The sequence below is a fragment of the Streptomyces sp. N35 genome, assembly GCF_016464295.1.
Taxonomy (GTDB): domain Bacteria; phylum Actinomycetota; class Actinomycetes; order Streptomycetales; family Streptomycetaceae; genus Streptomyces.
Window position 1 is genome coordinate 28637 of the sequence record NZ_JAEIMH010000028.1, and the last position, 10028, is coordinate 38664.

The following is a 10028-nucleotide window of genomic DNA, read 5'->3' on the forward strand; positions in this document are numbered from 1 at the left end:
CGCCACCACGCCCCACTAACGTGCTGCCCGACCTGGTCATCTGAGGCAAGGACGTGCCGTTGTACACCGTGTGAGACCTCCCAAGCGCTGATTTCTTCGCGCGCCGCACCCTGTGCGCCGCGCTGCTTCCTGCTGCGGACTTCTCACTGAAACCGGTGTACCCCTGTGCTCAATCACTGGGTTGTCATGCCCACTTGCCTCCCGCACGTCCTGCGCCGCTGCCACTCCTGCGCGTCCGACCGCTTCCGGCCCAGCGGCAAATTCCGCGTCAACGCCCACCACAAGCTCATCGACGCCTGGCTTCTCGTGCTCTGCACCTCGTGCGGGGACACTGCCAAGCTCCCCCTCCTTGAGCGGGCACAAGTGCGCTCCGTGCGGCCGGAGTTGCTCGACCGGCTGCACGACAACGACCTCGGTCTGGTCACCGAACTGCTCCAGGATCCGGCCGTGCAGCACCGCAATCGCATTGCACTCGACTGGTCGGGCGCCTGGCGTCTCGACACCAACGGATCGGATCACCTGGACCTGGAGGTCATCGACATCACGGTCCGCTTCACCGCACGGATCCCGGTCCGGCCGACACGACTGATCGCCACGGGCTGCGGCCTGTCGCGCGCGGAGGTCGAGAGACGGATCACGGAGGGGAAGCTCGTCTCGGCAGTCCGCCTGACCGGCAAAGTCGCCGAGGACTTCACCTTCACGCTCAAGCGCTGACCCCCTCGAGTCCAGGGTCTGTCCGGCGGGACGCACCGGACAGACCCTGGGCTCAGCCGGCCCTCCCCCTCACCACCGCAGTGACCTCCCGGTCCGGCTGCAGCGTCAGCGACGGCACCGGACGTATCTCCTCCTGGTCCACCAGGAGCTCGAAGCGCCGGGCGATCACGGCCAGGATCAGCACCGCCTCCACCATGGCGAAGCGCGCTCCGAGGCAGACACGCGGCCCGCCGCCGAACGGGAACCACGCGTACTCGGGTATCTCCGCCCCCTCCGCCCCAGCCCAGCGCTCGGGACGGAACGCGTCCGCGTCCTTGTACCAGCGCGCGTCGCGATGCGTCGCCCACTGGCTGCTCCACACCCGGGTGCCCTTGGGTATCGGCCGCCCGCCGATCGACGCGCCCTCCTTGGCCAGGCCGGTGAGCAGCCAGATCGTCGGATAGAGCCGCAAGGTCTCCTTCACCACGGCCTGGGTGTACGGAAGGTCCGCGTAGTCCTCGAAACCCGGATCACGGTCGCCGAGGACACGGTCCAGCTCCTCGCCCAGTGCCGCCCGCGCCTCAGGGGTGCGGGAGAGCAGATGCCAGGCCCACACCAGGGTCGAGCTGGTGGTCTCATGGCCGCCGATATAGAGCGTGACCGCCTCGTCGCGGATCTCGACGTCCGTGAGCCGCGCTCCCGTCTCGTCCTGGGCGGTGAGCAGCCGGCTCAGAAGATCCGGCCGCTCGTCGGGGGCGTCCCGGTGCGCCGCGACGATCCGGGCGACCTCCGCGTCGATCACGGCCGCGGCCTTCTTGATCCGCGCCCGCCCAGGCGTGGGTAGCCAGTCCGGCAGCACCGCACCGAGCCCGCTGAACTCCGCCCCGATCTCCTTGAGGGCCACCTCCATGGCCTCGCCGATCGCCTCGGAGTCGGACTCCGTGTCGACACCGAAGATCGTGGACACGGCGATCCTGCGGGTCAGGGTCGCCATCTCCCGTTTGATGTCGATCCGCCGGCCGTCCGACCAGGACTCGGCCACCTCGATCGCACAGGAAGCCATCGTCTGCGCATAGGACTTGACCTGCTTCGGCCGCACCGAAGGCTGCACCAGCGACCGCTTGCGCCGCCAGTCCCTGCCTTTGGCGACCGTCACGCCATTGCCCATCACCGTGCGGAAGGCGATTCCCAGATCGGGCTGATCGAAGGTCCCCTCGATCTGCCGCATCAACTCCCCTATGTGGTCCGGCTCGGTGAGGAACACACAGGAGGTGCGGCCGAACCGCCAGCCGACCATCCCGCCCCGCTCCCGCAGCAGCTCGAAGAACGCGAGGGGGTCCTTGCCGAACTGCGGCAGATTGCCGAGCAGTGGCACTCCGCGCGGACCGGGCACCAGCTCGGGACCCTGCGGCCGTGCATCCACGCCCGCAGCAGACTCCGTGGTCATGGTCGAACTCCCCTCCCCGGTGGCGCAGTTCGTTCACGGCGCCGCATGTGACGCCATGAAATCGGAGCCTCGAACGCACCGCCACCCCTGTGGACAACCGTTCGAGATCATGGCGCCCACTCGTATGACAAACACCCCCACCCCACCGCCAGCGCCTGTGGAAAAGCCGGTGCGCCGCCCCCGACAGGGAACGGCGCACCGGCCTCACACAACCGAACATCACGACCAGGCACTCAGCCCACGGACGAGTACGCAACCACCCCACGCAGCAAGGCATCCACGGCCTTGCGCGCATTCTTCGCCACGGTGCTGTCCTCCTTGGGCGCGGCCGCCGCGATCTGCCCGAGCACATCGATGACCTGCTTGCACCAGCGCACGAAGTCGCCGGCCGGCATCTCCGCCTCGCGCAGCACCTCGTCCAGGCCCTTGTCCGAGGCCCACATATATGCGGCCCACGCGAAGCCCAGATCGGGCTCGCGCTGACCGACGCCCTCGGTCTGGCTGATCCCGAAGTCCTCCTCGAGCGCGTCGAGGCGCCCCCAGATCCGCACCATGTCACCGAGCGCCGCCTTGGCCTTGCCCGAGGGCAGCTTGGGTGCCATGGCGTCATCGCTCTGGCGCGCCTCGTACACCAACGCCGATACGCAGGCGGCCAGTTCGGCCGGGGTCAGGCCTTCCCAGACTCGCTCCCGCAGGCACTCCGAAGCAAGCAGATCGAGCTCGCCGTAGAGCCGCGCGAGCCGCTTGCCGTGTTCGGTGACCTCGTTGCCGCGCAGATAGTCCAGCTCGGTGAGGAGGGCGACGATGCGGTCGAAGGTGCGGGCGATCGTGTTCGTCCGCCCCTCGATGCGCCGCTCCAGCTGCTTGGTGTCGCGAAGGAGCCGGTGGTAGCGCTCGGCCCAGCGGGCGTGGTCCTCCCGCTCGTCGCAGCCGTGGCACGGGTGCGCCCGCAGCTCCGCCCGCAGCCGTGCGATCTGGCGGTCGTCGGCCGCCTCCGCACGTCCGCGCCGGTGCCGCTCGGGCCGGATGTGCCCGGCCTTCGTGCGCAGCGCGGAGGCGAGATCGCGCCGGGACTGCGGCGAGCGCGGGTTGAACGACTTGGGGATCCGCATCCGGTCGAGCGCCTCGACCGGCACCGGGAAGTCCATCGACGCGAGCCGCTTGACCTGCCGCTCCACGGTGAGCACCAGCGGGCGCGGTCCGTCGTGGGCTTCGAAGCCACGGTGCCCGTTGGAGCGCCCTGCGGGCAGCCCCGGGTCGAGCACGAGCGCGAGCCCCGCGTACTTGCCGGTCGGCACATGGATCACATCGCCCGGCTTGAGCTTCTCCAGGGCCACGGCCGCCTCGGCACGGCGCTGCACCGCCCCCTGCTTGGCCAGCTCGGTCTCGCGGTCCTTGAGCTCGCGCCGCAGCCGCGCGTACTCCTCGAAGTCCCCGAGGTGACAGGTCATCGACTCCTTGTACCCGTCGAGCCCCTCCTCGTTGCGCTGCACCTGACGCGAGATCCCGACGACCGACTTGTCCGCCTGGAACTGCGCGAACGAGGTCTCGAGCAGCTCACGCGAACGATGCCGCCCGAACTGCTGGGTCAGATTGACCGCCATGTTGTACGAGGGCTTGAAGCTGGACCGCAGCGGATACGTACGCGTACCGGCCAGGCCCGCCAGCGCCTCCGGGTTCATGCCGCGCTGCCACAGCACCACCGCATGGCCCTCGATGTCGATGCCTCGCCGGCCCGCACGGCCCGTGAGCTGGGTGTACTCACCGGGGGTGATGTCGGCGTGCTGCTCACCGTTCCACTTGACGAGCTTCTCCAACACCACGGAGCGCGCGGGCATGTTGATGCCCAGCGCGAGTGTCTCGGTGGCGAAGACGGCCTTCACCAGGCCCCGTACGAACAGCTCCTCCACGACCTCCTTGAAGGTCGGCAGCATGCCCGCGTGATGCGCCGCGATGCCCCGCTCCAGGGCTTCGAGCCACTCGAAGTACCCCAGGACATGGAGGTCTTCGTTCGGAATCGCGGCCGTGCGCTCCTCGACGATCTCGCGCACCCTGAGCCGCGCGTCCTCGTCGTTCAGCCTCAGCCCCGCGTACAGACATTGCTGTACGGCTGCCTCGCAGGCGGCCCGGCTGAAGATGAAGGTGATCGCGGGCAGCAGGCCCTCGCTGTCGAGCCGGTCGATGACCTCGGGCCGCGACGGTGTCCAGATCCGCGAGCGCTGCCGGCGCTCCCGCTCCCGGTCGGCCTCGCGTCCGCGCCGCCGGCCCGGGCCGTGCGGCGTCCTGCTGGCCTCGAGCCGCGCCATCCGTACGAGATCGGGGTTGACCTCGCGCTTCTTGGCCGCGGACTCCTCCTCGAAGAGGTCGTACATCCGCCGCCCGGCGAGCACATGCTGGAACAGCGGCACGGGCCGGTGCTCGGAGACGATCACGTCCGTGTCCCCGCGCACCGTGTCGAGCCAGTCGCCGAACTCCTCCGCGTTCGACACGGTGGCCGAAAGCGAGACGAGCGTGACCGACTCGGGAAGGTGAATGATCACTTCTTCCCATACGGCGCCGCGGAAGCGGTCGGAGAGGTAGTGCACCTCGTCCATCACCACATAGCCGAGGCCGAGCAGCGACTGCGAGCCCGCGTACAGCATGTTCCGCAGCACCTCGGTGGTCATCACGACCACGGGCGCCTCGGAGTTGACGCTGTTGTCGCCGGTCAGCAGGCCGACCTTGTCCGCGCCATAGCGCTTGACCAGGTCCGCGTACTTCTGGTTGGACAGCGCCTTGATGGGCGTTGTGTAGAAGCACTTCTTGCCCTGTCCGAGGGCGAGATGCACGGCGAACTCGCCGACGATCGTCTTGCCGGAGCCGGTCGGGGCGGCGACAAGGACGCCCTTCCCCGCTTCCAGCGCCTGGCAGGCCTCGATCTGGAAGGGGTCGAGACCGAATTCGTACATCTCGCGGAAGGACGCGAGTGCGGTGGCCTGCTCGGCAGCGCGCACCCGTGCTGCCGCATATCGCTCGGCCGGTGAGAGGTCCTCTGTCATCTTGCTTCGAGCCTACCCGCAGGCACTGACAGCGTCGCGATCTTTGTTGACCCGACGACGAGGCTTTACCCGGCGAGTACGCGAACGGCTCCCGGCACACACACGGCGGTCAGCGGCAAAGGCCCCAGCGGCTCCCCGTCGGCGTATCCCGTGATGCCGGCCGCCTCGACCGTGATCTTCGCGGCGCGGTGCACGGTGACCTTGGGGTGGTCGACATGCGTCCCTTTGTAGACCCGCGGAAACACCTTGAGCAGCGTCGCGCGTGAGCAGTCCCCCACGACGGTCACATCGAAAAGCCCGTCGTCGACCGCGGCCGAGGGACAGATCCGCATGCCACCGCCGTACGAGGATCCGTTCCCGACGGCGATCAACGTCGCGTCGACTTCCTGGACGGGCCCGTCGTCCAGGCGGATCCGGAACGGGAACGGCTTGAACGCGGCCAGCTCCGCGATCATCGCGAGGTCGTACTTGAAGCGGCCGCTGGGCCAACGCATCCGGTTTCCGCGGTCGTTGACCCGCGAATCGAAGCCGCAGGCGAGAACGGTGCCGAAGAGACGGTCGCCGATACGGCCGAGGTCGACGGCACGGGTCATGGCGCCCTTGAGCGCCCGGGCCGCGAGCCGGCCGGAGGCTTCCGGGTCGCGTATGGGCAGGTCCAGGGCGCGGGCGAAGTCGTTACCGGTGCCGACCGCGACGATGCCGAGCGGAGTGTCCGTCCCGGCGACGGCCTGGAGCGCGAGGTTGATCATCCCGTCCCCGCCGACGGCGACCAACGCGCCCGTCCCCTGGCCGACGGCTTCACGGGCCCGTCTCAGGGCGTCGTCGGCGTCCTCGCCGACGATCGTACGTACGGAGAAGCCGGCGTCCCGGAACGCGCGAGCGGCCGGCTGCGCCGCGTGGGCGCCCCGGCCGCGTCCCGCGGTGGGATTGACGAAGAGGGTGATCTCGCTGGTCACGGCCCGGACCCTACAAGGTCAGGTGACGTCGTCGTAACCGTTCATCCGCCGCTCACCGTCGCCGGATGCCTGCTCGGGCAGGGCCTTGGAGGCGGAGACGGTTTCGATTTCGCCGATGTCCTCGGGGGTGAGGTCGAGGTCGGAGGCCTCGTCGTCGGCGGGTCCTTCGGCTTCGGCCCTCGCCCGGCGCTTGTCATTGATCAGCGAGATCCCGACCGCACCGAAGTACAGCACCCAGATGGGCACTGCCAGGGCGAGCATCGACACCGGGTCGGTGCTCGGAGTGGCGATGGCCGCGAACAGCGTGATGCCCATGATCATTGCGCGCCACCAGCTGAGCAGCTTGGCGCCCGAGACGATGCCGCCGAAGTTGAGCATCACCAGGAGCAGCGGCAACTGGAACGCCAGCCCGAAGACGACGATCATCCGCATGATCAGGTTGATCAGGTCGTCGAGCGGCAGAAAGTTCTCACTGCCGACGATCGAGAACTGGATCAGGACACTGGCCATCTTCGGCAGCGACCAGTACGCGAAGTACGCGCCCAACAGGAACAGCGGGAACCCGGTGAAGACCAGCGCCAGCGAGTACTTCTTCTCGTTCCGGTGCAGACCGGGCGCGATGAAGCCCCAGAGCTGGTAGAGCCAGACCGGCGTGGCCAGCACGAGACCCGTCGTGAACGAGACCGTGAGCGCAAGCGTGAACGGGCTGATCAGACCGTTCTGCGTGATGCGGGCGCACTTCTCCGCGCCCGATTGCTGCAGCTCGTCGAAGCTCATGTCGCAGCCCACGGCACCGAGAATCGGATTGGTGAAGAACTCGATGACGTCCCTGTAGATCAGGAGCGAGAGCACCGTCGTGACAATGATGGCCAGCAGGCTCTTGACCAAGCGGCTGCGCAACTCGCGCAGGTGCTCCTGGAGCGGCATCCGCCCCTCGGGATCCTTCTCCTGCTTGCGGGCAGACTTGAGCAACCCACGTCCTCATCTCGTGCGGCAGGCCGGACGTGACCTGCACTCGGTCAGCGCTGGGTGGTGTCCGTGGGCTCGGTCACCGGACGCGAGCTGGTCACGTCGCCGGGAGCGGCCTGGATCGTGCGCTGAGCCGGGGGTACCTGCTCGTCGGTGTTCGGCGGGCCGGCAGCGGCGTCCTTGTTGTCATCCGACTTCATCGCCTTGGCCTCGCTCTTCAGGATGCGGGCCGACTTGCCGAGCGAGCGCGCCATGTCGGGAAGCTTCTTGGCGCCGAACAGCAGGATGATCACGACGAGGATCAGGATGATTTCGGGGGCCCCGAGGTTCATAGCCGTTTACCTTCTTCACCGAGGCGACAGGGAACATGTGCCCGGCGACCCGGACAGACATCCGATCACCGCGCTGACAGCGATCGTAACCCCCGGGAGTGAACCTGAGGCAATGCCTGTGCGTACTCCCGGTTGCTGACCCGACGCCTCCTTGCCGGGTCACTGCCTAAGGAGCGTACCCGCCCGGCCAAGCAAGTTGGAGTGCACGCAGGTCAATTATCGAAGGCGCAGCTCAGGCGCCTTACAGAACCTCGCGCCCGGTTCGGGACATATCCGTCGCAGCCCGCTCAAGATCGTTCGCCGCGACGCTGATCTTCCGTGAGGTCTCGGCGACTTGGGTGCCCAGGCGGCGGACCTCGACAAAGACCCGTACGGCGAAGAAGGCGAGCACCATGAGCCCGAGGAAGCCGAGTGCGATCGCGATCATGGGCCAGAGCATGGGCGCCAGCCTAGACCGTGGAGTGCAGACGCAGGGTCCGCACCCCACCGCGCATGAGGAGTTCGACGATCCGCTCCCCCGCCGGCTTGCGGACGGACGAGCCGCAGTCGGGGCAGGTGAAGGAGTAGAAGGTGGTGCGGTCACTGGCGCCCATCACCAACCGCAGCGCCGCGGCGGCGAGTACGAAACGGGAACGGCAGTCGGGACACCCGGCACGGAAGACAGCCGGGGAACCTGCAACCACACGGCTAAACCCGGACATTTCCGAATTACTGGACTCTGTCTCGAGGTTGGGCGAGTACCAGCGTCCCACCGTGCCGGCGCTCCACGGCCCGGCGAGGCCGCCCGACTCGTCCACCCCGCCCGACGCATCCAGTGTCCGCACCGTCACAGCTCCTCTCGGTCCTGCCCGTACGTCTCGATCGGTACCGTCCGTATGCCCTGATCAGTTCTGCTCGTACGCCTCGAGCGCCGCCCTGGCCGCCTTGCGCGCACTGTCCGCCAGGTCCTGCGGCGCGACGATGTGCCCGTCCCGGCCGAGCCGGAGCGCGAGCCGCTTCAGCGAGGCCGGGTCGGGAGTGCGCAGCGTGATCCGCAGCCCGCCCTCGGGCAGCTCCTCCGCACTGTCGTGCGGGTAGTACTCGGCGACCCAGCGACCGCCGGGCCCGACCACGACCACGACCTCGGGGTCGTCGGCCGAGGGCTGTACGAGCCCTTCGGACAGGTCCCGCAGCTCGAGCTCCGGCGGTGCGGCGGCCTCGTCGAGGATCCGGATCTCGGCGACCCGGTCGAGCCGGAAGGTGCGCCGCGCCTCCGAGCGGTAGCACCAGGCCTCCATGTACGTGTGGCCGAGCGCGAACAGCCGGATCGGGTCGACCTCACGCTCCGTGAGCTCGTCACGGGCCGGCGAGTAGTAGCGCACCCAGAGCCGCCGGCGCTCGGAGATGGCGCGGTCGACCTCGGCGAAGACGCCGCCTTCGGACTCGAAGGTGACCGAGAGCCGGTCTCCGGCCGCGGCGGTCTCGCCCGCGGCGGCCTCCAGCTTGGACGTGGCGCGCACCAGCGCCTCCCGGTCGCTCTCGCGCAGTCCGGGCAGCGTGGCGACGGCACGCGCGGCCACGAGCAGCGCCGTGGCCTCGTCGGCGGCGAGCCGCAGCGGGGCGGCCACGTCATCGGGGTTGTGCCACCAGATCCGCTCGCCGTCGGTGTCGATGTCGAGCAGATCACCGCCGCGGAAGCTCGTCCCGCACAGCGGCAGTACGTCGAGGTCGGAGATCAGCTCGGCCTCGGTGACCCCGAAGGCGCGCGCGACATCCGCGACGCGGGCGCCCGGGCGCTCGCGCAGATAGGTCACCAGGGACAGCATGCGCCGTGTCTGGTCGATGGCATTGGCAGCCATGAGTTGTTCCGCTCCCCCTCAGCCCTTGGCCACGGCGCGCAGCCGGTCCACGACGTCCGCCCTCAGTTCGGCGGGCTCGAGCACGACCACATCGGGCCCGAACTCCACGAGCCAGGCGTCGAGCCCGTGCCCGTACGGAATCTCCAACTCGTCCCAGCCGTCGCCGAGTTCCCGTACGCGGGCCGCCTTGGCACGCAAGGGATAGCCGGCCTCCGTGCGCAGCCTGATCAGCGCGGTCCGGTCGGTGATCTCGCCGGCCCAGCCCGCGACGGTCTCGCGGACGGTGACGACATCGGGGATCTCGGCGGTGAACTTGCCCGCGCGTGAACGCACCTTGCCCGTGATCCGCGAGAGCCGGAAGACGCGCTCGGCGCCGCGGTCGCGGTCCCAGCCGGCCAGGTACCAGTGGCCGCGCCAGCACTCCAGGGCCCACGGCTCGACGTGCCGGGTCTCGGGGCGCGCGGCGGTGGCCTTGCGGTAGTCGAAGACGACGGGCCTGCGGTCGCGGCAGGCCAGCATCAGCGGTTCGAAGGCCGTTTCGTGCACGGGGATGCGCGGTTCGAGGGCGCCATGACTCTCGTACGGATCCACGTCCTCGGGCATCCCCGCGGCGCGCAGCTTCTGCAGGGCGCCGCTGGCCGCACCGGCGAGCCGTGCCTGCTGCCAGACCTTGGCGGGGGAGCCGGGGGGGGGGGGGTCCCCCGCGGCGGGGGGGGCGGGGGGGGGGGGGGGGGGGGTGGGGGGGGGGGGGGGGG

General features: G+C 69.2%; 10 protein-coding genes. 1 reads left to right on the forward strand and 9 read right to left on the reverse strand.

Translation table 11 applies throughout. The annotated features are described in order from the left end of the window. Positions 1–165 precede the first annotated feature (165 nt). The gene (locus tag JAO81_RS17420) at positions 166–714 is read left to right on the forward strand and encodes a DUF1062 domain-containing protein (RefSeq protein WP_199548781.1); all 549 of its coding nucleotides are present in this window, start codon (positions 166–168) and stop codon (positions 712–714) included. A 52-nt stretch (positions 715–766) separates the two neighbouring features. Here the strand turns inward: JAO81_RS17420 and JAO81_RS17425 are convergent, their stop codons facing one another. From JAO81_RS17425 to JAO81_RS17465, 9 genes are all read right to left on the reverse strand, one after another. Next, positions 767–2140: a cytochrome P450 gene (locus tag JAO81_RS17425; protein WP_199548782.1), complete on the reverse strand. Its 1374-nt coding sequence runs from the start codon at positions 2138–2140 to the stop codon at positions 767–769. 233 nt (positions 2141–2373) lie between these two features. Next, positions 2374–5178, reverse strand: a complete 2805-nt coding sequence (locus JAO81_RS17430; protein ID WP_165330858.1) for an RNA helicase — start codon at positions 5176–5178, stop codon at positions 2374–2376. A 65-nt stretch (positions 5179–5243) separates the two neighbouring features. Continuing rightward, entirely contained in the window at positions 5244–6134 is an 891-nt protein-coding gene (locus tag JAO81_RS17435) for a diacylglycerol kinase (RefSeq protein WP_199548783.1), read from the reverse strand. Positions 6135–6152: 18 nt separating this feature from the next. After that, on the reverse strand, positions 6153–7106 hold the full coding sequence (gene tatC / locus JAO81_RS17440) for a twin-arginine translocase subunit TatC (RefSeq protein WP_199548784.1): 954 nt from the start codon (positions 7104–7106) through the stop codon (positions 6153–6155). A 47-nt stretch (positions 7107–7153) separates the two neighbouring features. Further along, on the reverse strand, positions 7154–7435 hold the full coding sequence (tatA, locus tag JAO81_RS17445) for a Sec-independent protein translocase subunit TatA (protein ID WP_199548785.1): 282 nt from the start codon (positions 7433–7435) through the stop codon (positions 7154–7156). Between the two features lie 241 nt (positions 7436–7676). Continuing rightward, positions 7677–7874: a hypothetical protein gene (locus tag JAO81_RS17450; RefSeq protein ID WP_199548786.1), complete on the reverse strand. Its 198-nt coding sequence runs from the start codon at positions 7872–7874 to the stop codon at positions 7677–7679. A 10-nt stretch (positions 7875–7884) separates the two neighbouring features. Continuing rightward, positions 7885–8136 (reverse strand): hypothetical protein, encoded by a 252-nt coding sequence (locus JAO81_RS17455; protein WP_199548787.1) that lies wholly within the window; start codon positions 8134–8136, stop codon positions 7885–7887. A 183-nt stretch (positions 8137–8319) separates the two neighbouring features. Next, the gene (locus JAO81_RS17460; RefSeq protein WP_199548788.1) at positions 8320–9273 is read right to left on the reverse strand and encodes a YafY family protein; all 954 of its coding nucleotides are present in this window, start codon (positions 9271–9273) and stop codon (positions 8320–8322) included. An 18-nt stretch (positions 9274–9291) separates the two neighbouring features. Further along, positions 9292–10028: YafY family protein (locus tag JAO81_RS17465; RefSeq protein WP_233415516.1), on the reverse strand; the 737-nt coding region annotated here is incomplete at its 5' end.